This window comes from Allobosea sp. WAO, assembly GCF_001509835.1.
Lineage (GTDB): Bacteria > Pseudomonadota > Alphaproteobacteria > Rhizobiales > Beijerinckiaceae > Allobosea.
The window spans coordinates 1-23,920 of the sequence record NZ_JXTJ01000002.1 but is presented as its reverse complement, the minus strand read 5'-3'; the positions used below and the strand labels follow the sequence as shown (position 1 = coordinate 23,920).

Annotated in this window: 25 protein-coding genes; 13 read left to right on the top strand and 12 right to left on the bottom strand. The window is 67.2% G+C overall.

The features are described from left to right. Window positions 1–101: 101 nt before the first annotated feature. Window positions 102–524: a hypothetical protein gene (locus tag DK26_RS01000; RefSeq protein WP_066467462.1), complete on the bottom strand. Its 423-nt coding sequence runs from the start codon at window positions 522–524 to the stop codon at window positions 102–104. Between the two features lie 134 nt (window positions 525–658). Here DK26_RS01000 and DK26_RS00995 point away from each other — a divergent pair, with 134 nt between their 5' ends. Further along, window positions 659–1,468, top strand: a complete 810-nt coding sequence (locus tag DK26_RS00995; protein WP_066467457.1) for a helix-turn-helix transcriptional regulator — start codon at window positions 659–661, stop codon at window positions 1,466–1,468. A gap of 89 nt (window positions 1,469–1,557) precedes the next feature. Next, on the top strand, window positions 1,558–1,749 hold the full coding sequence (locus DK26_RS00990; RefSeq protein ID WP_066467456.1) for a CsbD family protein: 192 nt from the start codon (window positions 1,558–1,560) through the stop codon (window positions 1,747–1,749). Between the two features lie 84 nt (window positions 1,750–1,833). Here DK26_RS00990 and dnaJ read toward each other — a convergent pair whose 3' ends face one another. Together dnaJ and dnaK are read right to left on the bottom strand one after the other, a co-directional pair. After that, window positions 1,834–2,964, bottom strand: coding sequence for a molecular chaperone DnaJ (dnaJ, locus tag DK26_RS00985; RefSeq protein WP_066467455.1), 1,131 nt, complete (start codon window positions 2,962–2,964; stop codon window positions 1,834–1,836). Between the two features lie 130 nt (window positions 2,965–3,094). Further along, the gene (dnaK, locus tag DK26_RS00980; protein ID WP_066467454.1) at window positions 3,095–5,020 is read right to left on the bottom strand and encodes a molecular chaperone DnaK; all 1,926 of its coding nucleotides are present in this window, start codon (window positions 5,018–5,020) and stop codon (window positions 3,095–3,097) included. A gap of 448 nt (window positions 5,021–5,468) precedes the next feature. On the opposite strand from dnaK, the gene DK26_RS00975 reads away from it, so the two are divergent. Beyond that, window positions 5,469–6,365, top strand: coding sequence for a hypothetical protein (locus tag DK26_RS00975; protein ID WP_066467453.1), 897 nt, complete (start codon window positions 5,469–5,471; stop codon window positions 6,363–6,365). Window positions 6,366–6,378: 13 nt separating this feature from the next. Here DK26_RS00975 and DK26_RS00970 read toward each other — a convergent pair whose 3' ends face one another. Next, window positions 6,379–7,365, bottom strand: a complete 987-nt coding sequence (locus DK26_RS00970; protein WP_066467451.1) for a methylated-DNA--[protein]-cysteine S-methyltransferase — start codon at window positions 7,363–7,365, stop codon at window positions 6,379–6,381. A 115-nt stretch (window positions 7,366–7,480) separates the two neighbouring features. Here DK26_RS00970 and DK26_RS00965 point away from each other — a divergent pair, with 115 nt between their 5' ends. Continuing rightward, a complete protein-coding gene (locus DK26_RS00965) occupies window positions 7,481–8,107 on the top strand; it encodes a class I SAM-dependent methyltransferase (RefSeq protein WP_066467446.1) in 627 nt (208 codons plus the stop codon). Window positions 8,108–8,173: 66 nt separating this feature from the next. On the opposite strand, the gene DK26_RS00960 is transcribed toward DK26_RS00965, so the two are convergent. From DK26_RS00960 to DK26_RS00945, 4 genes are all read right to left on the bottom strand, one after another. Then, window positions 8,174–9,253, bottom strand: a complete 1,080-nt coding sequence (locus tag DK26_RS00960; RefSeq protein ID WP_066467444.1) for a M48 family metallopeptidase — start codon at window positions 9,251–9,253, stop codon at window positions 8,174–8,176. Window positions 9,254–9,282: 29 nt separating this feature from the next. Continuing rightward, window positions 9,283–9,840 carry a LemA family protein gene (locus tag DK26_RS00955; RefSeq protein WP_066467442.1) on the bottom strand — a complete coding sequence of 186 codons (558 nt, stop codon included), beginning with the start codon at window positions 9,838–9,840 and terminating at the stop codon, window positions 9,283–9,285. A gap of 140 nt (window positions 9,841–9,980) precedes the next feature. Then, window positions 9,981–10,988 (bottom strand): LLM class flavin-dependent oxidoreductase, encoded by a 1,008-nt coding sequence (locus DK26_RS00950; RefSeq protein WP_066467682.1) that lies wholly within the window; start codon window positions 10,986–10,988, stop codon window positions 9,981–9,983. A 149-nt stretch (window positions 10,989–11,137) separates the two neighbouring features. Beyond that, a complete protein-coding gene (locus DK26_RS00945; protein WP_066467439.1) occupies window positions 11,138–11,644 on the bottom strand; it encodes a cytochrome c in 507 nt (168 codons plus the stop codon). Between the two features lie 530 nt (window positions 11,645–12,174). On the opposite strand from DK26_RS00945, the gene rpsA reads away from it, so the two are divergent. The 6 genes from rpsA to DK26_RS00915 all read left to right on the top strand — a co-directional run bounded on the left by rpsA (window position 12,175) and on the right by DK26_RS00915 (window position 18,114). Further along, entirely contained in the window at window positions 12,175–13,881 is a 1,707-nt protein-coding gene (rpsA, locus tag DK26_RS00940; protein WP_066467438.1) for a 30S ribosomal protein S1, read from the top strand. Between the two features lie 255 nt (window positions 13,882–14,136). Then, complete coding sequence (locus tag DK26_RS00935; RefSeq protein ID WP_066467437.1) at window positions 14,137–15,426, top strand: Hsp70 family protein; 1,290 nt, start codon at window positions 14,137–14,139, stop codon at window positions 15,424–15,426. Between the two features lie 94 nt (window positions 15,427–15,520). Continuing rightward, on the top strand, window positions 15,521–16,489 hold the full coding sequence (gene sppA / locus DK26_RS00930) for a signal peptide peptidase SppA (RefSeq protein ID WP_066467436.1): 969 nt from the start codon (window positions 15,521–15,523) through the stop codon (window positions 16,487–16,489). 28 nt (window positions 16,490–16,517) lie between these two features. Beyond that, the gene (gene ihfB, locus DK26_RS00925; RefSeq protein ID WP_066467435.1) at window positions 16,518–16,802 is read left to right on the top strand and encodes an integration host factor subunit beta; all 285 of its coding nucleotides are present in this window, start codon (window positions 16,518–16,520) and stop codon (window positions 16,800–16,802) included. A gap of 23 nt (window positions 16,803–16,825) precedes the next feature. Then, window positions 16,826–17,161 (top strand): LapA family protein, encoded by a 336-nt coding sequence (locus DK26_RS00920; protein WP_066467433.1) that lies wholly within the window; start codon window positions 16,826–16,828, stop codon window positions 17,159–17,161. A gap of 8 nt (window positions 17,162–17,169) precedes the next feature. Further along, window positions 17,170–18,114 (top strand): ornithine cyclodeaminase family protein, encoded by a 945-nt coding sequence (locus tag DK26_RS00915; RefSeq protein WP_066467431.1) that lies wholly within the window; start codon window positions 17,170–17,172, stop codon window positions 18,112–18,114. A 31-nt stretch (window positions 18,115–18,145) separates the two neighbouring features. Here the strand turns inward: DK26_RS00915 and DK26_RS00910 are convergent, their stop codons facing one another. Both DK26_RS00910 and DK26_RS28355 read right to left on the bottom strand, forming a co-directional pair. Beyond that, window positions 18,146–18,706, bottom strand: coding sequence for a hypothetical protein (locus tag DK26_RS00910; protein WP_066467429.1), 561 nt, complete (start codon window positions 18,704–18,706; stop codon window positions 18,146–18,148). An 82-nt stretch (window positions 18,707–18,788) separates the two neighbouring features. Further along, window positions 18,789–18,962, bottom strand: coding sequence for a DUF3309 family protein (locus DK26_RS28355; protein WP_083532883.1), 174 nt, complete (start codon window positions 18,960–18,962; stop codon window positions 18,789–18,791). A 189-nt stretch (window positions 18,963–19,151) separates the two neighbouring features. Between DK26_RS28355 and mepA the strand changes: the two genes are divergently transcribed. Beyond that, window positions 19,152–20,096, top strand: a complete 945-nt coding sequence (gene mepA, locus DK26_RS00905) for a penicillin-insensitive murein endopeptidase (protein WP_066467428.1) — start codon at window positions 19,152–19,154, stop codon at window positions 20,094–20,096. Window positions 20,097–20,237: 141 nt separating this feature from the next. Further along, complete coding sequence (locus DK26_RS00900) at window positions 20,238–20,936, top strand: alpha/beta hydrolase (RefSeq protein ID WP_066467426.1); 699 nt, start codon at window positions 20,238–20,240, stop codon at window positions 20,934–20,936. Window positions 20,937–20,963: 27 nt separating this feature from the next. On the opposite strand, the gene DK26_RS00895 is transcribed toward DK26_RS00900, so the two are convergent. After that, a complete protein-coding gene (locus DK26_RS00895; RefSeq protein ID WP_066467424.1) occupies window positions 20,964–22,067 on the bottom strand; it encodes an extensin family protein in 1,104 nt (367 codons plus the stop codon). A 313-nt stretch (window positions 22,068–22,380) separates the two neighbouring features. On the opposite strand from DK26_RS00895, the gene DK26_RS00890 reads away from it, so the two are divergent. Next, window positions 22,381–23,085 carry a glutathione S-transferase N-terminal domain-containing protein gene (locus DK26_RS00890; protein WP_066467681.1) on the top strand — a complete coding sequence of 235 codons (705 nt, stop codon included), beginning with the start codon at window positions 22,381–22,383 and terminating at the stop codon, window positions 23,083–23,085. Between the two features lie 51 nt (window positions 23,086–23,136). Here DK26_RS00890 and DK26_RS00885 read toward each other — a convergent pair whose 3' ends face one another. Continuing rightward, entirely contained in the window at window positions 23,137–23,787 is a 651-nt protein-coding gene (locus tag DK26_RS00885) for an invasion associated locus B family protein (protein ID WP_248309833.1), read from the bottom strand. Between the last annotated feature and the right edge of the window lie 133 nt (window positions 23,788–23,920).

The following is a 23,920-nucleotide window of genomic DNA, read 5'->3' as shown; positions in this document are numbered from 1 at the left end:
ACCTTCCGGCTAGTCAGCGCAGGCGACAGTTTCGTGACAGCGGAAACGACAACGCCCCGCCGCGGCATCAAGCCGACGGCGGGGCGCTTCCAGCGCGGGCATCAGAGCCGGGCGGCGCTGGGCTGGACCTCTTCGGCCACCGACTTCTTCAGCCCGATCACCTCGAGCTCGGTGACAACAGCGACGATCGCGGCCTGGGCCAGGACGAAGGCGACGCCAAGCGTGGTCGGCTGGAACCAGTCGGCGACGAGGACCAGGATGCTGTCGGCAACCCAGAGGATGTTGATGCCGATCACCGCATAGACGGCGAGGCGCGGCAGGCGCGCCCGGCTGGCGAGGAAGGCGAGCGCCGCGGCACAGGGCAGCAGGACCAGGCCGGCGCCGCGCAGGAATTCGGCGGGTAAGCCGAGCAGGCCGGCAAGCGCGCCGGCTCCAAGGCTGAGCAGCAGGCCGGTCGCGGCGCAGGCGGCGGCGTCGAGGGCAAGGACGTTGCGCAGGAAGCTGGAGGACTGGATGAAGGCCATGGCTGTTCTCCGGTTTGGCCGCCGTTCCGAACGGGGCCGTTGCTGATGGAGGCCATGCTGACGGATGCTGGGAGGTCGGTCGATTAAGCCGGAGGTAATTGGAAGCCGGCCGGTCCGGCGCTAGCTTGCCCCACATGAACAAGCACCAGCAGCCCACGGTCGGGCATCTCATCCGCGACTGGCGCCAGCTCCGCAGGCTCAGCCAGCTCGATCTCGCCCTCGAGGCCGAGATCTCCCAGAAGCATCTCAGCTTCATCGAAAGCGGCCGCTCGGCGCCAAGCCGGGACATGGTCCTGCACCTCGCCGAGAACCTCGGCGTGCCCCTGCGCGAGCGCAATGCGCTCCTGCTCGCCGCCGGCTATGCGCCGGTCTATCTCGAACGCTCCCTCGAAGATCCTAGCCTGCAAGCGGCCCGCGGCGCGATCGACCTGCTGCTGAAGGGGCATGAGCCCTATCCGGCACTGGCGGTCGACCGGCACTGGACGCTGCTCGCCGCCAATGCCGCCGTGGCGCCGCTGCTCGCCGGCGTCAGCGAGGCGGAGCTGCTGCGCCCGCCGGTCAACGTGCTCAGGCTCAGCCTGCATCCCGGCGGCCTCGCGCCGGCGATCGTCAACTTCGCCGAATGGCGCGGCCACCTGATCGCCCGGCTGCGCCAACAGATTCGCGCCACGGCCGACCCGGTGCTCGCCGAGCTGCTGACGGAACTGCTGAGCTATCCGACGCCCGATATGCCCCAGCGCAAGGGCAAGGCCAGCGAGGAGAGCGAGCCTCCGGTGGTCGTGCCGCTGCAAATGCGCTTCGGCGGCAGCATCCTCTCGCTGATCTCGGCGACGACGGTGTTCGGCACGCCGGTCGACGTCACCTTGTCGGAACTGGCGCTGGAGACCTTCTTCCCGGCCGATCAGGCGACGGCGGAAGCGCTGAGGGCGATAGCCGGCTCATAGCACGCACCTTGCCGGGAACCTTCCTCGCGCCCGGCCGTTCATTGGGTATCGCCGCTGCGGCGGCACGTGTTCAAGTGAGGAAACGACCCATGGGCAGCACCGCCGACAAGATCAAGGGCATGGCCAACGAGGCCGCCGGCAACGTCAAGCAGGCCGCGGGCAAGGCGCTGAACAAGCCAGGGCTGGAGGCCGAAGGCATTGCGCAGGAGCGCAAGGGCGAAGCCCAACAGGCCGTCGGCAAGGCCAAGGATGCGGTCAAGAAAGTGATCGACAAGGCCTGATCGACGCATCAGGTCCCGATCGACAGGGCGGGCACCGAAGGGTGACCCGCCCTTTTCCGTTCCGGAACCGGATAGGTCGGAAAGTCAGGCGGCGCCGCCGAGCCCGCCGAGGAAGTCCTTGACCCTGCCGAAGAATCCGGCGCTTTCCGGATGGGTCGCGCCGGAACTCTCGCGCTCGAACTCGAGCAGGAGTTCGCGCTGGCGGGCGGTAAGCTTCTGCGGCGTCTCGACCAGGACCTGGATGTAGAGGTCGCCGGAATCGCGCGAGCGCAGCACGCTCATACCCTTGCCCTTCAGGCGGAACTGCTTGCCGGTCTGCGTCCCCTCGGGGATCTTCACCCTGGCCTTCTCGCCGTTCAGCGTCGGCACCTCGATCTCGCCGCCGAGTGCGGCCGAGGTCAGGCCGATCGGCACGCGGCAGAACAGGTCGGCGCCGTCGCGCTGGAAGATCGCGTGCGGCTTGATCGAGAGGAAGATGTAGAGATCGCCTGCCGGGCCGCCGCGCAGACCGGCCTCGCCCTCTCCGGCGAGGCGGATGCGCGTGCCGTCCTCGACACCGGCCGGGATGTTGACCGAGAGCGTGCGCTCGCGGGTGGCACGGCCGGAGCCATGGCAGCCATTGCAGGGATCGTCGATGACCTCGCCACGGCCGTTGCAGGTCGGGCAGGTGCGCTCGACCGAGAAGAAGCCCTGATTGGCGCGCACGCGCCCATGGCCGCCGCAGGTCGGGCATTGCCGCGACTTCGAGCCGGTCTTGGCGCCGGTACCGGAGCAGACCTCGCAGACCACCGAGGTCGGCACGCGAATGGTCGCGTTCTTGCCGGCATAGGCCTCTTCCAGGCCGATCTCGAGATTGTAGCGCAGGTCGGCGCCGCGCTCGCGGGCATTGGCGCCGCGCGGGCCGCCGCGGCCACGCCCTTCGCCGAAGAAGGATTCGAAGATGTCCGACATGAAATCGGACATGTCGGCCGGGCCGCCACCGCCGCCCTGTTCGAAGGCCTGATGGCCATAGCGGTCATAGGCGCCGCGCTTCTGCCCGTCGGAGAGGACCTGATAGGCCTCGTTCAATTCCTTGAACTTGGTCTCGGCCGCCTTGTCGCCGGGGTGCCGGTCGGGATGGCACTGCATGGCGAGCTTGCGGAAGGCGCTTTTCAGCTCCGCATCGCTCGCGGTCTTCTGCACGCCGAGAATTTCGTAGTAGTCGCGCTTGGACATCAAACAGCCGCCCTTGCGCCCTCCTGAGCGTCACCACGCAGGAGGGCGAGCTTTTCCTTCAGGGGCCATTCCGCGAATGCAATGGCCGGGTCAAGCCCGGCCATCACATTCCACAGGATGGCGAACGCGCTCAGGCGCTCTTCTTCTTGTCGCCCTTGTCGTCGCTGACATCCTTGAAGTCGGCGTCGATGACGTCGTCCTTCTTGGCGTCGGCGTCGTCGGCAGCGCCTTCGGCGGCACCGGCCTCGGCCTGGCTGGCGGCATACATCGCTTCGCCAAGCTTCATCGAAGCCTGCATCAGGTCGGTGGTGCGCGAGGCAATCGCCTCGGAGTCCTCACCGGCCAGCGCCGTCTTCAGCGCGTCGAGCGCAGTCTCGATGGCGGTCTTGTCGGCGGCCGAAACCTTGTCGCCATAGTCCTTCAGCGACTTCTCGGTCGAGTGCACGAGGCTCTCGCCCTGGTTCTTGGCCTCGACCAGCTCGCGACGCTTCTTGTCCTCGGCGGCGTTGGATTCGGCGTCCTTCACCATCTTCTGGATCTCGGCCTCGGAGAGACCGCCGGAAGCCTGGATGCGGATCTGCTGTTCCTTGGCGGTCGCCTTGTCCTTGGCGGTGACCGAGACGATGCCGTTGGCGTCGATGTCGAAGGTCACCTCGATCTGCGGCATGCCGCGCGGGGACGGCGGAATGCCCATCAGGTCGAACTGGCCGAGCATCTTGTTGTCGGCCGCCATTTCACGCTCACCCTGGAAGACCCGGATCGTCACCGCCTGCTGGTTGTCCTCGGCGGTGGAGAAGACCTGGCTCTTCTTGGTCGGGATCGTGGTGTTGCGGTCGATCAGGCGCGTGAACACGCCGCCCAGCGTCTCGATGCCGAGCGAGAGCGGGGTCACGTCGAGCAGCAGCACGTCCTTGACGTCGCCCTGCAGCACGCCGGCCTGGACTGCGGCGCCGATGGCGACGACCTCGTCCGGGTTGACGCCCTTATGGGGCTCCTTGCCGAAGAACTGCTTCACGACTTCCTGGACCTTCGGCATGCGCGTCATGCCACCGACCAGGACGACCTCGTCGATGTCACCGGCGGTGAGGCCGGCATCCTTGAGGGCCTTGCGGCAGGGCTCGATGGTGCGCTGCACGAGATCGTCGACCAGGCTCTCGAACTTGGCGCGCGAGAGCTTGATGGCGAGGTGCTTCGGACCCGAGGCATCGGCCGTGATGTAGGGCAGGTTGATCTCGGTCTGGGCCGTGGTCGAGAGCTCGATCTTGGCCTTCTCCGCAGCCTCCTTCAGGCGCTGCAGAGCGAGCTTGTCCTTCTTCAGGTCGATGCCCTGCTCGCGCTTGAACTCGTCCGCCAGGTACTCGACCAGGCGCATGTCGAAGTCCTCGCCGCCGAGGAAGGTGTCGCCATTGGTCGACTTCACCTCGAAGACGCCGTCGCCGATCTCGAGGATCGAAACGTCGAAGGTGCCACCGCCGAGGTCATAGACCGCGATCGTGCCGGTCGACTTCTTGTCGAGGCCATAGGCGAGCGCGGCCGCGGTCGGCTCGTTGATGATGCGCAGCACTTCGAGGCCGGCGATGCGGCCGGCATCCTTGGTCGCCTGACGCTGGGCGTCGTTGAAGTAGGCGGGAACGGTGATGACCGCCTGCGTGACCGGCTGGCCGAGATAGGCCTCCGCGGTCTCCTTCATCTTCGTGAGCGTGAAAGCGGAGATCTGCGAGGGCGAGTAATCCTTGCCGTCAGCCTCGACCCAGGCGTCGCCCGAGGGGGCCTTCTTGATCTTGTAGGGGACGAGATCGATGTCCTTCTTGGTCATCGGGTCGTCGAAGGTGCGCCCGATCAGGCGCTTGATGGCGAAGAAGGTGCGCTCCGGATTGGTGACGGCCTGGCGCTTGGCCGGCTGGCCGACAAGACGCTCGCCGTCATCCGTGATGGCGACGATGGAAGGCGTGGTGCGCGCGCCCTCCGAATTCTCGATGACCTTGGGCGTCGAGCCTTCCATCACTGCAACGCAGGAATTGGTCGTGCCGAGGTCGATACCGATAACTTTACCCATGGAAGGGATCCCTTTCGATTTAGCAGATCGCCGGAACGCCGCGCCGTGACGCGGCCCTCCGGCCCATGGTCCCGCCCCGTCCCCACCTTCTGCGGCGAACGAATGCGGGATATCCACGTCTGGCAGGCGTTTCCGGATCCGAGGGCGGATGCCCCGGCCCGGCCACCGTCCGCCGGTTCAACAAAGCGAACCGGGAATCCGCCAAGAGCTTGGGAGCCATGGCATTCCGGTTCCGGCAGTGGCGAAAACCACCGCTTCGCGGCGTATATAGGGAGGGTGCCGCCCCCCTTGCAAGGCGCGAAGCCGGATTAAGAAGCAAGTCCCAGCGTAGCCCGCACAGTATTCGGGGCTCCGCATGATTAACGGATGGTGTTGCTCTCGTGCCCTTGCGCGCAGAGCCTCACCATTCCATGCAGAAAGACCACCTATCGCCGGAGAAGGAACAGCCGTGACGCCGACCTGCCGCTCCGCTGCAAGCCGCCTCGTCGCCACCGGCGCCGCGCTGGCCTGGTTCGGCTGCACGGCAATGGCGCAGCCGCTGCAACTGCCCGGCGCGCAACCCTTCAATGCGCCCGGCACGCAACAATCGGCGCCGGCCTCCGCCGCTCCCTCAGCCCCTCGGCCACGCACCATGCCGGCGATCCGGATTCCCGGCGAGGACTCCCTGCTCGGCAAGACGGTGCGGCGCAATGGCGGGGCCGGCGAGGCGACGCTGGAGAAGACCGCGGCCGGCTTCGGGCTGAAGCTACGTGCGGAAGGCTTCCAGGCCCAGAACCTGGTCGAGCCCTGCGCCATCTCCTTCGGCGAGGCCCCGGTGCCTTTGACCTCGCTCGGCAAGCCCGCCGGCCTGCCGCGCTACAAGCTCGAAGCCTCTGCCTGCCCGATCGTGTTCGACGTGCTGGAAGGTGGCTTTTTGGTGGTCGAGCCGGCGGAGCCCTGCGTGATCGAGGCGGCTCAGTGCCGGATCGATCCACGTGGCGTCTGGGGCCCCGATGCGCGCACGCTCGTGGCGCGCGCCAAGGAGATCGAGGCCGAGCGCGGCAAGGCCGAGAACGCCGTGCGCGAAGGCTATCGGGCCCTGTCGGCCAAGGCCGAGCTGCCTGAGCAGCGCAGCATCGCCCGCGAGCAGGCGGCCTTCTCCTCCGAGCGCGCCCAGATCTGCCGCGATTTCCAGAGCGAAGGCAGCCACAGCTTCTGCAGCGCCCGCATCACCGAGGCTCGCGCCGCCTCGATCCGCGCCCGGCTCGGCCTGCCCGAGCCCAAGCCGGAAGCGGCGAAGCCGGCCCGCCCGGCGACGGCGAGGCGTGCGCCAGCCGCTGCGCCGCCCGCCCCGGTTTCACAGTAAGCGGCTCCTCCCCTCAGGCGGCCTGACCGCCCGAGACCTGCCCCGCCTCCCAGCCGAGGATGGCGCGCTTGCGCGTCAGCCCCCAATGGTAGCCGGTGAGCGCGCCGGACTTGCCGATCACGCGATGGCAGGGCACGACGAAGGAGATCGGGTTCTTGCCGACCGCAGCGCCGACGGCGCGGGCCGCCGAGGGCTTGCCGATATGGTCGGCGACGTCGCCATAGGTGGTGGCGCAGCCGACCGGAATCCTCAGCAGCGTCTCCCAGACGCGCACCTCGAAATCGGTGCCGATCAGCACGACGCGCAGCGGCGTCTGCGGCGACCAGCGCTCCGGCTCGAAGATCCGGCCGGCATAGGGCTTCGTCGCCTGCGGATCGAAGCGGTAATCGGCATGTGGCCAGCGGCGCATCATGTCGGCCAGCGCTTCGGCCCGGCCGCCGACGACCTTGCCGCCATCCTGGCCGTTCGAGACCCACCCGAGTCCGGCAAGGCCGCGCTCGGTGACCACGATCAGCGCCTCGCCGAAGGGCGAGGCATGGAAGCCGTAGGAAAGCCGCAGGCCCTCGCCCCCGGTCTTCCATTCGCCGGGCGACATCGCCTCGTGGCTGACGAAGAGATCGTGCAGCCGGCCGGGACCGGAAAGGCCGACCTCGTAGCTGGTGTCGAGGATGCTGGCGGAGGACGCCAGCAGCCCCTTGGCGTTGTCGAGCGTGATCGCCTGCAGGAAGGCCTTCGGCGTTAGCCCGCACCAGCGCCGGAACAGGTGATGGACGTCGGTCGGGGTCGCGCCGGCAGCTTCCGCGATCGCCTCGATCGTCGGCTGCTGGCGCCAGTTATTGGTGATGTAGGCGAGGATGCGGCGCACTGTGTCGTAGTCGGAGCCGGGCGCGGCCGCCGGGAAATCGGCCTCCGAGGGAATCGCCTCGGTTGCGCGGGCGAGCACGGCATTGGAAAGGCTGATCGGTTTCATCGCAGTTCGGAAGCCGGGGTGAGCGTTCATCGTTCTGTCCTCGCGATCTGATCTCATGCTCGCGAAGCTAGTGCTGTCAGCATGCGTATCCCACCCGAAAGCTGGCAAGCTCGTCTTTCCTGCTGCGGGCGTCTAGATCCCGGTGATGACCAATTCTGCCGACGCCATCGTCTCGCTCTATGAGCGCCATGCCGCCGCCTACGACGCGCAGCGGGGCCGAACGCTGATGGAGGCGTCCTGGCTCGAGCGCTTCCTTTCGCTGCTACCGGCGGCGCCGTCGGTCCTCGATATCGGCTGCGGCATGGGCGAGCCGATCGCCCGGCACCTGATCGAACGCGGCTGCGCGGTGACCGGCATCGATTCCTCGGCGCCGCTGATCGAACTCTGCCGCGAACGCTTCCCGCAGCACTCCTGGCGGGTCGCCGACATGCGCGAACTGGCGCTCGGCAGGCGCTTCGACGGGCTGATCGCCTGGGACAGCTTCTTCCACCTTCGCCAGGCCGACCAGCGCCTGATGTTCCCGCTCTTCCGGGAGCATGCCGCCGAAGGCGCCGCCCTGCTCTTCACCAGCGGTCCCGGCCATGGCGAGGCGATCGGCAGCTTCGAGGGCGAACCGCTCTATCACGCCAGCCTGGCGCCGGAGGAGTACCGGCGCCTGCTCGGCGACAACGGCTTTGCCGTCGTCGACCATATCGTCGAGGATGCGACCTGCGGCGGCCACACGGTCTGGCTGTCCCGGTACTCCGCGGCCAGAGCTCCGGCTTTTAAGTAACGGCGTTCAAGGCCGGGCTGCGGAGCCGGATTTGCCATCGCGCTGCACGGCCGCCCGCAAGGCGATCTAACCGCCTGCCGGCGGGGTCGGCCGCGACCAGGGACCATGCGCGGCCGAGGTCTCGGCGATCTCGGGCAGAGGTTGGCGCTCGGCGACCTTGGGCGGGCCGATCGGCGCTTCGAGCGGCATGCGCCCGCCTGCCGTCTGCACCAGCGCCTGCACCCGCTTGGTCACCGAAGGATGGGTCGAGAACAGATCGGCGAAATCGTCGGGGTCGTTCTCGAAGCACATGTCCATCACGCCCGAGGGCACGCCCTCGATATCGGCGCGGCCGGAGATCTTGAGCAGGGCCGAGATCATCGCGTCGGGGTTCTTGGTGAGCTCGACCGCGCCGGCATCGGCGAGATACTCGCGAGCCCGGGACAGCGAGAGCCGAACCACGATCGCCAGGAACCAGGAGATCGCGATCACGGCGATGCCGATCAGGATCGCGATGCCGTTGCCCTTCTTGTCGTCGGAGGACGAGGAATAGCGGATGCTGCGCCGCGTGAGGCCGCGGAACATCACCTCGCCGACGAAGGAGATCACGCCGGCGATGACGATCGCGATCACCATCAGCCGGACGTCGCCATTGCGGATATGGGTGAGCTCATGCGCGATCACCGCTTCGAGCTCGGCATCGTTGAGCTGCTCGATCAGCCCGGTGGTCAGCGTCACCGTGAACTGCTTGTCGTTGACGCCGCTGGCGAAGGCGTTGAGGGCGTCGCTCTGGATGATCGCGAGCTTCGGCGTCACCATGCCACGCGAGATGCAGAGGTTTTCCAGCATCCGGTAGAGCTTGGGATTCTCCTCGCGGCTGATCCCCTTGGCGCCGGACACCGCGCCGATCAATGCGACATTCACCCTGAAGCCGATGAAGATCCAGGCGAGCGTGGCGAGCGTGATCACCGGCAGCCAGGACAGGAAGGTGCGCCCGGCCTCGCTGAACGCGCTGCGGCCGCGCGGCACGCCGCCATAGCCGTAGGCGACCAGCAGCAGGCCCCAGACGGTCAGGTAGACCAGCAGGAACAGCCCGACGAGCAGGAAATTCGACCTGATCCGGTTGTTGCGCTGGTGGGTGTATAGCCCGAAGGCTTCCCCAGGCATCGCCGCGGCTCCGCTGTTCGCCGGCGCCTTTAGAACTTCACGGTCGGCGCCACTTCGATCTGCGCCCGCTTCTCTTCGCCGACATCGAAGAACTCGCGCGGGGTGAAGCCCATCTGGGGCGCGAAGAACACCGCCGGGAAGGCCTGGATCGCGGCATTGAACTCGCCGACCGCATTGTTGAAGAAGCGCCGCGCCGCCGCCAGCTTGTCCTCGACATTGCCGAGGTCCTGCTGGAGCTGCTGGAAGTTCGCGCTCGCCTTGAGATCGGGATAGGCTTCGCCGAGCGCGAGCAGCCGGCCGACGGCGCCGGTGAGCTGCTGTTCGGCGACTGCCTGGTCGTGCGGGCCGGTCGCGACTTGCGCCTGGTTGCGGGCCTTGATCACCGCGTCGAAGGTTTCCTTCTCGTGGCTGGCATAGCCCTTCACCGTCTCGACCAGATTGGGGATCAGGTCGTGGCGCTGCTTCAGCTGCACGTCGATGTCGGCGAAAGCCTGATTGACGCGCTGCCGCATCGCCACGAGGCCGTTATAGGTCATGATCAGATAGATCACGACGACGACGATCAGTCCCAGGACGGCCCAACCCATGGCGTTCTCCTCTGGCGCAGGCACAGTTGCCGCAACCTCGCATGAAGGCCGACGCAGGGGAAGCTGTCGCCCGGCTCTGCGGGCGAGCTATTGATCGTATCAGAGGCCAATTCGCCGTGCCGGCGCCGTGTTCCGGGCGGCTAGGCCGGAACGGCTGCCAGCCCGAGCTGCGGCTGGATTTCGGCGAGCATCTCGTAGGAGCGCTTGCGGGCCGCGTGGTCGTAGATCGCCGAAGCGACGATCAGCTCGTCGGCCTTGGTCTTTTCGATGAAAGCCTGCAGCTGCGCCCGCACGTTGTCGCGCGAGCCGACAAAGGAGCAGGCGAGCATGCGCTGGGCCTGCGCCTTTTCCGGGCCGGACCAGTAGCTCTCGATGTCGTCGATCGGCTTCGCCAAGAGGCCGCGCTTGCCGCGCAGCATGTCGGCGAAGCGTTGCTGCACCGAGGTGAACAGGTGCTGCGCCTCGGCATCCGTCTCGGCCACGACGACGTTGCAGCCGACCATGGCATGGGGCCTGTCGAGCTTGGTCGAGGGCTGGAAGCGCTCGCGATAGACGGCGAGCGCATCCATCAGCGCGTCCGGCGAGAAATGCGAGGCGAAGGCGTAGGGCAGGCCGAGCACGGCGGCGAGCTGCGAGCCGAACAGGCTGGAGCCTAGGATCCAGAGCGGGATATTGCTGTTGGTGCCGGGCACCGCCTGGATCACCTGGTCCGGCTGGAGCGGGCCGAGCAGGGCCTGGAGTTCGAGCACGTCTTGCGGGAAGCGCTCGGCCGAGTCGGCTTCGCGCCGCAGCGCCCGCCAGGTGCGCTGGTCGGTGCCGGGCGCCCGGCCGAGGCCGAGGTCGATACGGCCGGGGTAGAGCGCCTCCAGCGTCCCGAACTGCTCGGCGATCACCAGCGGCGAATGGTTCGGCAGCATGATGCCGCCGGCGCCGACGCGGATGGTCGAAGTGCCCTCAGCCACATAGCCGATCGCGACCGAGGTCGCGGCGCTGGCGATGCCGGTCATGTTGTGGTGCTCGGCCAGCCAGAAGCGGGTGTAGCCGAGCTTTTCGGCATGGCGGGCGAGGTCGCGGCTGTTGTGCAGCGCGTCGGCCGCCGTCGCGCCTTCGGTGATGAAGGCGAGATCGAGAATGGAGAGGGGAAGCATGCGGCTGATCCCTTGGGAGCGCGCCGGCCCGGCCGGCATTCGCCCTCCAGATTGGCTCCGTGACGGCTCTGGACAAGTCCGGCGCGGCGCATGCTCGCCCGGCGCCGGGCGAGGGGCGGGCGCTCAGTTCGGTCTTTCCGGACGACTGGTCAGGGCGCCACGACCGTGACGTAAGGACCCTTTGGCGTCTCGGCCGGGCCCGAGAGTGCAGGGGGCGCGTGGTTGATCGGCGGCAGGCTCTTGAAGTAGCTCGCCAGCGCCAGGGCGTCGGCATCGTTCAGCTTGCCATAGCTGTTATAAGGCATGGCCGGGGCCAGCACGCGTCCATCGGGTCTGACGCCGGTCCGCACCGCCTTGATGATGTCCTGCTCGCTCCAGGCGCCGAGCCCGGTCTCGCGGTCGGGCGTCAGGTTCGGCGGAAAGAAGGTTCCGAGCCCGGGGATCTTGAAGCCGACCTCCGAGCCGGCGAATTTCCGCGCCATGTCCGGCTTGCCGAGGAAGACGCCCGGCGTATGGCAGCCGCCGCAGTCCATGATCGCGGCGAGATATTCGCCGCGCTGGATGCGCTCCCGTGGCGCGCGCGTCTGGGCGTCGGCGAGGGAGGCGGCGAGCAGGACGGCGGTCGCGAAGGCGAGGAAGCGCAGCGGGCTTTGCATCGCGGATGGCTCCTTTTCCGGCGCCGGACAGGCACAGCAGATCTCAAGGCGTGGCTGTCCCAGGGCGGGCTTCGCGGCAGTGGGAGGCAGGGCAGGGGCGCGGGGGTGGCAGGGGCAGGCCACGGCGTCGCGGCTTTTCTGGCATGGTGCTGACCTTGCGGCAATCTGGCCTGCTGGTCCGGAAGAGGTACCTCTTCTGCCGCAAGGCGCCGTCGGCGGCCGGTTTCCTGCCGTGGAGCGGGCGGAACTGCCCTTTTTCCCTTGTCGCAGGGGCGGGGATCGATTACATCCGCCTCGTCCGAAGGGCCGTGATCGATCACAGCCGGGGGCGGCCACCGGCCGGCTCCCGTTTTGTGTTTGGCGCGCGTCTCTCGGATGCGGATCGGCCCCTGTGGCCTGGCGCCGCTGTCCTGCGGGACGGCAAGCTTCGGAAACGGAGCGCCATTCGGCCCGGTCCGGCGTGCAGCACTAACCCAAACGGCGCCCAGCCGGACATCCGCGGGATACGCGGCCGGCGTTCAGGAGCATACATGTCAGCTGTCGAAAGCTATCACGCGGGTCGCGAGGATTTTGCCGCCCTGCTCGAGGAATCGTTCACCCGGAACGAGGCCCTCGAAGGTACCGTCATCAAGGGCAAGGTAGTTGCCATTGAGAAGGACATGGCGATCATCGACGTCGGTCTGAAGACCGAAGGTCGCGTCGCCTTGAAGGAATTCACCGGCCCTGGTCGCGACCAGGAGCTGAAGGTCGGCGACGAGGTCGAGGTCTATCTCGATCGGATCGAGAACGCGCTTGGCGAAGCCGTCATCTCGCGCGACAAGGCCCGCCGTGAAGAGAGCTGGGTCAAGCTCGAGAAGGCGTTCGAGGCCCGTGAGAAGGTCATGGGCAACATCTTCAACACGGTTAAGGGTGGCTACACCGTCGATCTCGACGGCGCCGTCGCCTTCCTGCCGCGTTCGCAGGTCGACATCCGCCCGATCCGCGACGTCGGCCCGCTGATGGGTCAGCCGCAGCCCTTCGAGATCCTCAAGATGGATCGCCGCCGCGGCAACATCGTCGTCTCGCGCCGCACCGTTCTCGAAGAGACCCGCGCCGAGGCTCGCTCCGAGCTCGTCGCCTCGCTCGAAGAGGGCCAGGTCATCGACGGCGTCGTCAAGAACATCACCGAATACGGTGCGTTCGTCGATCTCGGCGGCATTGACGGCCTGCTCCATGTCACCGACATGGCCTGGCGCCGCGTCAACCACCCGTCCGAGGTTGTGACCATCGGCCAGTCGGTCAAGGTCAAGATCATCAAGATCAACCAGGAGACGCACCGCATCTCGCTCGGCATCAAGCAGCTGCTTGCCGATCCGTGGGATGGCATCGCGGCGCGTTACCCGGTCGGTGCGCGCCTCAAGGGCCGCGTCACCAACATCACGGACTACGGCGCGTTCGTCGAAGTGGAGCCGGGCATCGAAGGCCTCATCCACGTCTCCGAGATGTCCTGGACCAAGAAGAACGTCCACCCCGGCAAGATCGTCTCGACCTCCCAGGAAGTCGACGTTGCGATCCTCGAGGTCGACCAGGTCAAGCGCCGCATCTCGCTCGGCCTCAAGCAGACCCTCCGCAACCCGTGGGAGGTCTTCGCCGAGCAGCATCCGTCCGGTTCGGTGGTCGAGGGCGAGGTCAAGAACAAGACCGAGTTCGGCCTGTTCCTCGGCCTGGAAGGCGACATCGACGGCATGATCCATCTGTCGGACCTGGACTGGAACCGTCCGGGCGAGCAGGTGATCGAGGAGTACAAGAAGGGCGACATGCTCCAGGCGGTCGTTCTCGATGTCGACGTCGAGAAGGAGCGCATCTCGCTCGGCCTGAAGCAGCTCGGCGGCGATCCCTTCGTGGATGCCGGCGAGTTCAAGAAGGGCCAAGTCGTGACCTGCGAGATCATCGACGTCAAGGAAGGCGGTCTCGACGTCAAGATCGCCGGCACGGACATGACCACCTTCATCAAGCGCGCCGAAATCGCGCGTGATCGTGCCGAGCAGCGCCCCGAGCGCTTCGCGGCCGGCGAGAAGGTCGACGCCCGCGTCATCCTCTTCGACAAGAAGGCCCGCAAGATCCAGGTCTCGATCAAGGCCCTGGAAATGGCCGAGGAGAAGGAGGCGATGGCCCAGTACGGCTCCGCCGATTCCGGCGCCTCGCTCGGCGACATCCTCGGCGCGGCCCTCAAGAAGGCCAGCACCGACAAGAAGTGATCTTCAGGCCGCGCCTCGCGGCCTGACCAGACCACCGGCCCGCGCGGAGAAATCCGCGCGGGTTTTTGTTTCGGCCGCTCGCGTCTTTCCGGGGCGCGGCGCAGCCACGGGCCTGGAACCCATGAACACGGCGGCTGCCGGGTTTGCTGTGACGACGAGCCCTGTCGACAGGGCGGGTGTTCATGGGTTCCGGGCTCTTTGCTTACGCAAAGCCCCGGAAAGACAGCGGTGGCACCGCGCAGAAGGAATGCAGGAATGGACCACGCGGCGATCGGCATCGATTTCGGCACCACCAACAGCGTGGTCGCCCTCGCGCGCGCCGATGGCAGCGTCTCGACCCGCAGCTTCGCGACGAAGCAGGGCGCGGTCGACGCCTATCGCTCGGCCCTGATGTTCTGGCGCGAGGGGCGCCCGCCCAAGACCCATGTCGCCCATGTCAGCGGCCCCGACGCCCTAGACATGGCGCTCGGCATGACGACCGAGCATCGCTTCCTGCAGTCGCTGAAGACCCATCTCTCCAGCCGCGCCTTCCAGGAGACCAGGCTCTTCGGCAAGCTCTTCCAGCTCGAGGACCTGATCGCGGTGTTCCTGAGCGATCTCTCGGCCGGGCTCGATGGGCTGGCCGAGCGCCCTCTGATCTCCGGCCGCCCGGTGGTCTTCGCCGGCGAGCGCCCGGACGAGGAGCTGGCGCTCGGCCGGCTCTCGGCCGCCTATGCCAAGGCCGGCATGCCGCGCGTCGACTTCGCCTATGAGCCGCTCGGCGCCGCCTACTGGTATGCCCGCGAGCTGAAGCAGGCGCAGACCATGCTGGTCGCCGACTTCGGCGGCGGCACCAGCGACTTCTCGGTGATGCGCTTCGAGCCCGGTGGCACCGGGCGCCTCGAGGCGATACCGCTCTCCCATTCCGGTGTTGGCGTCGCCGGCGACACCTTCGATTACCGCATCATCGAGCATGCCGTCTCGCCGCGGCTCGGCAAGGGCACGGACTATCTTTCCTTCGGCAAGCGTCTGCCGATTCCCGCGCACTACCACGCCGCCTTCGCGCAATGGCACCGGCTCTCGCTGATGAAGAGCCGGGAGACCATGGCAGAGCTCAAGGCCCTGATCCGGGACGCGGTCGAGCCGGGCCGCCTCGAGGACCTGATGACCGTGATCGAATACGATCTCGGCTACGAACTCTACCGGGCCGTCTCCGCCACCAAGATCGCCCTGTCGAGCCAGGACGAGACCAGGTTGAGTTTCAACCAGATGGGCGTCGAGATCGACCGCACCGTCACCCGCGCGGACTTCGATGGCTGGATCGCCGAGGATGTCGCGGCGATCGAGGCCGCGCTCGATGAGGCGCTCGCGAAGGCCGGCGTCGAGGCCGGGAGCGTCGAGGCGGTGTTCATGACCGGCGGCACCTCGCATGTGCCGGCGGTTAGGGCGCTGTTTGACCGGCGCTTCGGTGCGCAGCGGATCCATATCGGCGATGCGTTCCGTTCGGTCGCGAGCGGGCTCGCTTTGCTGGCGCTCGACCGGCAGCGCGCCGAGATCGCCGCCTGAATCGACCCTCCCCGCGGCTCGTGCGGCATTTGCTGCCTTGCCCGCCTGCCATGGCGCGGCTACACCACTGGCCTTGCCTACCGGAGCCGCCGACATGTCGACCGATGCCGATCTGCTCGCCGACCGCCGCAGCCTGAGGCGCAAGCTTTCGCTCTGGCGTCTGTTGGCGCTGGCGGGAGTCGTCATCATGCTCGTCGGCGCCGCACTCGCCTGGAGCGGACGTCTGCCCGGCAGCACGGGCCAGGCCCATATCGCTCGCGTCACCATTTCCGGCTTCATTTCCGGGGATCGGCGTACCCTCGACCTGATCAAGTCGCTTGAGGACAGCCGCGCCAGCGCGGTGATGCTCCGGATCGACAGCCCCGGCGGCACCACAACCGGCTCGGAAGCCGTGCACGAGGCGGTGCGCAAGCTCGCCGCCAAGAAGCCGGTCGTCGCCGTGGTCGACGGGCTCGCCGCCTCGGGCGGCTACATCGTTGCGCTCGGCAGCGACCGCATCGTCGCCCGCCAGACTTCGCTCGTCGGCTCGATCGGCGTGCTCTTCCAATTTCCGAACCTCGCCAAGCTGATGGACACGATCGGCGTCAAGGTCGAGGAGGTTAAGTCGAGCCCGCTCAAGGCGGCGCCGAACGCCTTTGAGCCGGCCTCGCCCGAGGCGATCGCCGCGCTCCGCCGCGTGGTCGAGGACAATTACGACTGGTTCAAGCGCTTGGTGCGCGACCGCCGCCACCTGAACGATCCCGAGCTCGCCGCGGTCGCTGACGGCCGCGTCCATTCCGGCCGCCAGGCGGTCGGGCTGAAGCTGATCGACGAGATCGGCGGCGAAAGCGAGGCCATCGCCTGGCTCGAGCGCGAGAAGGGGGTGGGCAAGTCCCTGCCGGTGCGCGACTGGCGCCGCCGCAGCGAAAGTTCCTCCTTCGGAATCTGGAGTGCGGGCGAGGCGTTGGCGCGCGCGGCAGGGCTTGAGAGTCTGGCCGTGCTGATTGCCCGTGCCGCCGACCAGCCTGTCGGCCTGCGGCTTGACGCGCCTTTGGCGCTCTGGCAGCCTGCCGGCGAAAAGTGACGATCTTACAATTGGTTATATTGGCGCCATGATAAAATCTGAACTCGTCCAGCGCATTGCCGAGCGCAACACCCATTTGTATCAGCGCGACATCGAGAATATCGTCGGTTCGATCCTCGACGAGATCGTCAAGGCTCTGGCGCGCGGCGACCGGGTCGAGCTGCGCGGCTTCGGCGCCTTCTCGACCAAGCAGCGCGAGGCCAGGGTCGGCCGTAACCCGCGCACCGGCGATTCCGTCGAGGTCGACGAGAAGCTCGTGCCGGTGTTCAAGACCGGCAAGGAACTGCGCCTGCGGCTGAACGGCAAGGCCTGAGCGGCGCAAGCGGAGGTTACCGAATGAAGGCTTTCTTCAAGGCGCTCGTGCTTGTTCCGGTGGCGCTGCTGATCGTCCTGTTCTCGGTCGCGAACCGTGCTCCGGTGCGTGTTTCCTTCGATCCGATCAGCCGCGACGCACCCGTCCTCGCTTTCGACCTGCCGCTCTTCGCCGTCATCCTGGCTGCTATCGCTCTCGGCGTGCTGATCGGCGGCTGCGCTTCCTGGCTCGCACAGGGCAAGCATCGCAAGGCTGCCCGCATCAACCGGCGCGAGGCCGAGAAGCTGCGCGGCGAGGCGCAGTCCCTGCGCGCTGCCGTCCCCGATTCCGCGCTGCCTGCGCTGACCAGCCGAGTCTGAAGTCCCTCATGCGTTTCTTTTCCGCCGCCGAAATCGACGGCCTGCTCACCTTTCCTGCGCTCGTCGATGGCCTGGCTGCCGCATTTCGCGGCGATGTCGTAACCCCGACCCGCCACCACCACGAGATCGCGCGTCCCGATGCCGACGGGACCTTGCTATTGATGCCGGCCTGGACCGGGCCGGAGGTCGTTCCGGCCTATGTCGGCACCAAGGTCGCGACGGTCTATCCGGGCAATGCGGCCAAGGGCGTGCCCAGCGTGATGGGCACCTATCTCCTGATGGACGGTGCGACCGGGCAGCCGCTGGCGGCGCTCGACGGCACGCGCTTGACCTTGTGGCGCACGGCGGCGGCCTCGGCGCTCGCTTCGCGCATGCTGGAGCGGCCGGACAGCAAGCGCATGCTGATGGTCGGAGCCGGCGCACTGTCGCCTTTCCTGATCAAGGCGCACCGCAGCGTCCGGCATTTCGAGGACATCGCGATCTGGGCCCGCCGTCCGGAAGCGGCTGCCGAAGTCGTCGCCGAGCTGGCGGCGGACGGTATCGAGGCGCGAGTCGCCGAGGATCTAGAGGCTGAAGCGCGCCAGGCCGACCTGATCTCCTGCGCCACGCTCTCGCGTGAGCCGATCGTCCAGGGACGCTGGCTGAAGCGCACCGCCCATCTCGATCTGGTCGGCGCCTTCAACATGTCCATGCGCGAGGCCGATGACGAGGCGCTGCAGCGCGCCCATGTCTTCGTCGACACCGAAGCGGCCCTGCACGAGGGTGGCGATGTCGCGGTGGCGATCAAGGCCGGAACCTATGAGGCGAGCAAGGTGACCGGCACGCTGGCCGGGCTCTGCCGTGGCGAGCACGATACCGACGCCGAGCGCGACGACGTCACCCTGTTCAAGTCGGTCGGGACGGCGCTCGAGGATCTCGCTGCTGCCATTCTGGTCTGGCAGCTCGCCGACTGAAGTCCCTGTGCATCTAGCCTGCTGCTGCCGGCTAGATGTCGGCGGATGTGAAGATGTTCCCGCGCATGATCGTGCAGCGCTGGGATATCTGCCGATAATCCATAACCGGAATGATTTTCCCGTCAGGAATGCCGTAGAAGAAGAATTGCCTGTCTTCGCGGGACGATTTTAGATTCGTCGAGGCCGTGCAGCTGCCGCGGTCGCGACTGATCGTGATGTTGATGAACTGGCGGCCCCAGGGATAGATTCTCTCTCTGATGAGGGTTGCTCCGGAAGTCGTCCATTTCTGGCCGATCGGGCCGTGCGACCAGACCTGTCCCCATTCGACGACCTGGGCTCCGCCGGCGCCGCGACGCGTATTGCCGGTTCGCGCATCAGTGCCTGATGCGCCGGAGAAATCGAAGAGCCGCCCCTTTTCGCTGATATAGACCTTGATGGTTCGGGCATTGATGCTCTCGCCGGAGCCGAAGACGTGCCGCGCCTTGATCTCGACATCGAGCGAGTATCCGCGCAGCGTTTCGGCCAGCTGTGCATGGGCCGGCTGGACAATGGCCAGGAGCAGAAGCGTGACTATCGCGTAGTTCGCCAGCATCGTCCGCCCCTGTCGCCAGGATACTGGGACGCAGCCTAGCAGCAAGGCGTAGGGGCGTCCAACCAGCCGGAAAATCGTGAGACTAGACCCGCACCGGCGCGCCGCCGAGCGCTCCGAGCAGCCAGAGCACGAGGACGATAGCCAGAACCAGACCGACGGCGCCGCCGAGCCCGGCGCCACCATAGCTGCGATGGCCGTAATACCCGCCGCCGCCGAGCAGGATGATCAGCAGTACGATGATCAGGACGGTGGACATGATGCGCCTCCTTCGGGTCAGCGCGGCACCGTCGCCGATCGACGGGAGCGCCTCCGAAGAACGTCAGGCAGGCGGCGGAAGTTCCGTACCGGTCGCGAGAGCGGGGCGCTACGCCGTTTGCGCCTTGGCCGCGACTGCGCGCCAGCGGCGCGCTTGACCTTTCCGTGTGGAGCTTGCGAGTCTGCGCCGATGTCACGCTCCTGTCGTCTCGCCCTTCTGATTCTGCTGCCGCTCGCCCTGATGGCGGGAGCCGCCCGCGCCCAGTCCACCGCTGAAGACGAGGCGAAGCGCCGCGCCGCCAACATCGCCGCTTTTCCGGACGCTGCCCGCGCCCATTTCGGCCAGAAGACCACGCCTGCGGCGGCGCTGAAGGCGCGTGCCATCGGCTCCTATGCGCGCGGCTGCCTCGCCGGCGGCACGGCCTTGGCGCCCGACGGCGAGAGCTGGCAGGTGATGCGCCGAGCCCGCAATCGCAACTGGGGCCATCCCGAGCTGATCGACTATCTCGAAAAGTTCGCGCGCGACGTGCCGAAGATCACCGGCTGGGCCGGCATTCTGGTCGGCGACATTTCCCAGGCGCGCGGCGGGCCGATGCTGACGGGCCATGCTTCGCACCAGATCGGCCTCGATGCCGATATCTGGCTGACGCCGATGCCGAGGAAGCGCCTCGATGCCGACGATCGCGAGAACATGCCGGCGGTCAACATGGCCCGGGCGGACTGGCGCGACGTCGATCCGAAGAACTGGACGCCGGCGCATACCCGCCTGATCAAGGCCGCCGCCAGCGAGCCGCGGGTCGAGCGCATCTTCGTCAACCCGGCACTCAAGGTCGCGCTCTGCCGCGACGCCGGCTCGGATCGGAGCTGGCTCAACAAGGTCAGGCCGATCTGGGGGCACAATTACCACTTCCACATCAGGATGAGCTGCCCGCCGGGTGTCGAAGGCTGCTCCGGCCAGGAGCCGCCTAATTTCGGCGATGGCTGCGGCGAGGAGCTCTCCGGCTGGATCGAGCGCCAGCATCAGGCGATCTTCAACCCGCCCAAGCCGAAGCCCGGCCCGAAGCCGAAACCCAAGCCGCCCATGTCACTCGACGCGCTGCCGCAGGAATGCCGGCAGGTGCTGGTCTCGCGTTGAAGACGGCGAAGGCTCCACTTTCAAGCTGGTACGTAGAGCCGGCGGGGGGCGGGGCCGCCATCGCTCGCCTCTCTCCGTCCCATGGCCAGCGGCCGCATTTGCGCCTAGCCTGAGCTGTCAGCCAGCGAGAAGGAGAGTGCCATGAGCGTCAAGCCGACGATCGTCCTCGTCCATGGTTTCTGGGGCGGGGCAGCGCATTGGGGCAAGGTGATCCTGGAGTTGTCTCGCAAGGGATATGCGGATCTGCGGGCGGTCGAGATGCCGCTGACCTCGCTCGGCGAGGATGCCGAGCGGACCCGCAAGATGGTGAAGCAGCAGGCCGGGCCGGTGCTGCTGGTCGGCCACTCCTATGGCGGGGCGGTCATCACCGAGGCGGGCGACCTGCCCAATGTCGTCGGCCTCGTCTACATCGCCGCCTTCGCGCCCGATGCCGGCGAGAGCCCCGGCGGGATCAGCCAGGCGCTGCCGCCCGCAGCCTTCCCCAATCTCGCGCCGGACAGCGACGGCTATCTCTGGATCAAGTTCGACAAGTACCATGAGAGCTTCTGTCCGGACCTCTCGGCCGACGAGGCCCTGGTCATGGCAGTCGGCCAGAAGGCGCCGCTGGCCAGCACCTTCGGCGATGCCGTCACCGCGCCGGCCTGGAAGAAGAAGCCCTGCTGGTACCAGCTCTCCAGCCAGGACCGGATGATCCATCCCGACAATCAGAAGCGCATGGCCGAGCGGATGAAGCCGCGCCGGATACTGACTCTTGACGCCAGCCACGCCTCGCTCGCCTCACGGCCGGTCGAGGTCGCGGCGCTGATCGACGAGGCGGCGACGGAGCTCGCGCGCGGCTGAAGCTCAGCATGTCCGGGCTCGTGGCCGCTAGCGCCTGATCGAGCCGGTCTGCTGGCCGGGGCGATAGGCGAACGGGTCGTTCTGCGGTGTGATCCCCACCTCGCCTTCGCCCTGCTGCATCTCGTCGAGGATGCCATTGCCCTCATCGTCGCCGAGGATCAGCTCTTCGGTCGGCGGCACTGCGCCCGGCAGCATCAGCGGTCCGCGCTGCTCGCTCGGCGTCGGCTCCGGGCGGTAGCTCTGCGGCTGCGGCGTGTTGTAGCGGGGAGCGCTGAGCCCCGGCCCGGCCATCGCATAGGTGCCGTGGCCGATGCCGCCCGGCGGGCGCAATCCGCCTGGCGCGGGAGCCGGCCGGGTCGCCAGCTGTGCCGGCAGGCCCTCATAGCGCGGCTGCGGGGCGGCCGGCGCCAGCGCGACGCTGCGCGCCGGATCGGGCGGCGGGAGATTGTAGTTCGGCTCGTATTTGATCGCCGGCTTGCAGATCTGCCGGCCCTTGGAGTGCCGTGCCAGGTCGATATGGAAATGGTCGTAGTGGAAGGCATCGGCGCCGGGGCCGAGCACGGTCGAGTACATCTGGCAGGCGCCGACGAAGACCTCGCGCAGGAAGGCCTGCTCCTCGGGCGAGCCGCGCCAGCCATCCTTGACCGTGATGTTGCGGCCGTCGTTAAGCCGGAAGGAGAATACGTCGACGGCATTGCCGAAGGCATGTTCGGAGGTACGCCGCGTGCCGGTGCCGTTGTTCATCGAACGGCAGGAATAGGAACCGGCCCGAAGCTCGATCACCTGTGCGCCGAGCACGTTCTGGGCCGCCGGCTGCACAACCTCGGCCAGCCAGCGGTCGGTGGTGGCGACGATCGGGCAGGCGAGCGTCGCATTGCTGGTCAGGCCGATGCCGCCATTGCTGAAGGCCGAGACCTTGAGCGGCCTTTCCATGCCGCAGGTGCCGGGGCCGTCGATCGGTTTCTCGCGCAGGCTGACATAGGAGGAGAACTGCACCTGGCGGGAGGCCAGGCACTGGGCTTCCGCCTGGTCGCGCCAGGCGGCGCGCTGAGGCTTCTGGAACTTGCCGCAGCCGGCGAGTCCGACACCGATGACGCCAAGCGCGAGGAGGGCGAGATGAACGCGACGCATAACGATCAAATGCGAGGCGTTGGATGAACGGTTTATTGACCGGCTGCGGCCCGGAAGCCACGGGCGGATTAAGTTTGGCGCTGGCGTTAAGCGCCGGTTAATCGGCGGTTTGCGGCCTTTACCAAGCCTGGGTGCTTCGCTTCGGCGTGGCGCTGTCGTTCATGCCGGAAGCCGCTGGCGTTTCTACACGGCGATGATGGTTGCGCCGCTGTTGCGGCCAAACCAAGCTGGGGGCAGCGCCGCGACTCGTCTCCGCGGCGTCCTGCCAGAGCGCGGCCGCATGCCGGCCGCCTGCCATCCGAGGTTCCCGCTGATGTCCGATCTCTCCGCCTTTCCGATCGTGCTGCGCTGGCCGGCGCAGCACCCCGACAGGTTGCAGTTCTACTCCCTGCCGACGCCGAACGGCGTCAAGGTCTCGATTATGCTCGAGGAAATCGGCCTGCCCTATGAGCCGCATACGATCAATATCGGCCAAAACGAGACCTGGACGCCGGAATTCCTCTCGCTCAATCCCAATGGCAAGATCCCGGCGATCCTCGACCCAGACGGGCCGGGCGGCAAGCCGCTGGCGCTCTTCGAATCCGGGGCGATCCTGGTCTACCTCGCCGAGAAGACCGGGAAGTTGCTGCCGAAGGACCTGGCCGAGCGCTACGAGACGCTGCAATGGGTCTTCTTCCAGATGGCCGCGATCGGCCCGATCTTCGGCCAGCTCGGCTTCTTCCATAAGTTCGCCGGGCGCGAATACGAGGATAAGCGTCCGCGCGACCGCTACGCCAATGAGAGCAAGCGCCTGCTCGGCGTGCTCGAAACCAGGCTCGCCGGTCGCGACTGGCTGATGGGCAGCGAGTACACCATCGCCGATATCGCGACGCTGGGTTGGGTCCGCAATCTCGTCGGCTTCTACGGGGCGGGCGAGCTCGTCGAATACGACAAGCTCAAGCGCGTTCCGGCCTGGCTCGAGCGCGGCCTGGCGCGGCCGGCCGTCCAGCGCGGTCTGGAAATCCCCAAGCGGCCCTGATCGCCACCGAAGCCGGGCCGGCGCGGAAGCGCGGGCCCGGTCTTGAAGGATTCAGTTGCCGAGCTGGCTGATCCGCTCGAGCGCCGGGCCGAAGCCGTTCAGCACGATGTTGAAGCTGATGATCTCGCCGCTGGAGAGGTTGAGCGCCGCGGCGGTCAGCGTCTTGCCGGCCTTCATTGCGTCGGTAGCGACCGTCGGGAAGGAGATCGGCAGGAGGCAGCCGGAAGGCACGCAGGTCGAGAAGCGCAGGCCCTGACCGAGATCCTTGTCGTCGAGCTTGAGTACGGCGCCGTTCTCGAGCTTGACGCCGAACGGCATCAGGATCGTGCCTTCGGCCTTGCCGTCCTTGGGTGCGCGCAGCTCGATCGCGAAGACGCGCTGATTGGTCCGGCTGTCGCCCTGGTTCTGGGTCAGCACGCAGAGCTTCTGCCCGTCGGTGATCCGGCAATCGACCGTCCAGTCGCCATAGACCTCGTTGATCGCCGAAGCGCCGTTCGGCAGCGTCGCCGCGGCGGGCTTGGGCTGGCTCACCGCGGGGGCGGCCTGAGCGGTAGCTGGCCGCGCTGCCGGAGCCCGCGTCGGTTCGCGCTGCTGGGCAAGCGCCGGGCCGCTCAGCAAGGCGAAGGCAGCGGCAAGAATGGCGGTCGAGCAGGTCGTTCTGGCGTTGCGCATGATGTCGGACTTGTTTTCGGGGATCGGCAAGGAAGGTCGCGTGAAGCGGTCGCGCTCTTCTAACGCAATGGCCATGCTTGTCTACCGCGAACACTGTCGCGGTAGTTCGTTGTCACTCAAACTAATCTCTCTTTACTATAGTAATTCTAATGTGACCCCCCCC